Annotated in this window: 1 protein-coding gene; it reads left to right on the top strand. The window is 67.5% G+C overall.

What is annotated here, in order from left to right:
• Window positions 1-11 precede the first annotated feature (11 nt).
• The coding region (locus tag PZC42_RS21665; protein ID WP_277214253.1) for a hypothetical protein at window positions 12-265 on the top strand (254 nt) is incomplete at its 3' end.

Below are 265 nucleotides of genomic sequence, written 5' to 3' on the forward strand. Positions count from 1 at the left end.
CGTGGTGGCCGGTGATGTTCGTGCTGGTGGCCCTAATGGCGGCCATGACTCCCACGGCGCGGGGCGCGCGAATCGAACTCGCGGTGCTGGACGACTTGCCGATCATCGGCGTGACGCCGTCGAAGTCGACGGGTGCCAATCTTAGCAGTCGCGGCCGAGGTGCGCCGGCGGGCGAGGCGGCCTTCGGCGTGGCTGCCGGTGGGTTGGCCGAGGGCGACTCGTACGATGCAGTTGGTCTCTATACCGCAGGTCCATCCTCTTTCCT

It is taken from the genome of Isoptericola croceus (assembly GCF_029382255.1).
In the GTDB taxonomy this organism is placed as follows: Bacteria; Actinomycetota; Actinomycetes; order Actinomycetales; family Cellulomonadaceae; genus Isoptericola; species Isoptericola croceus.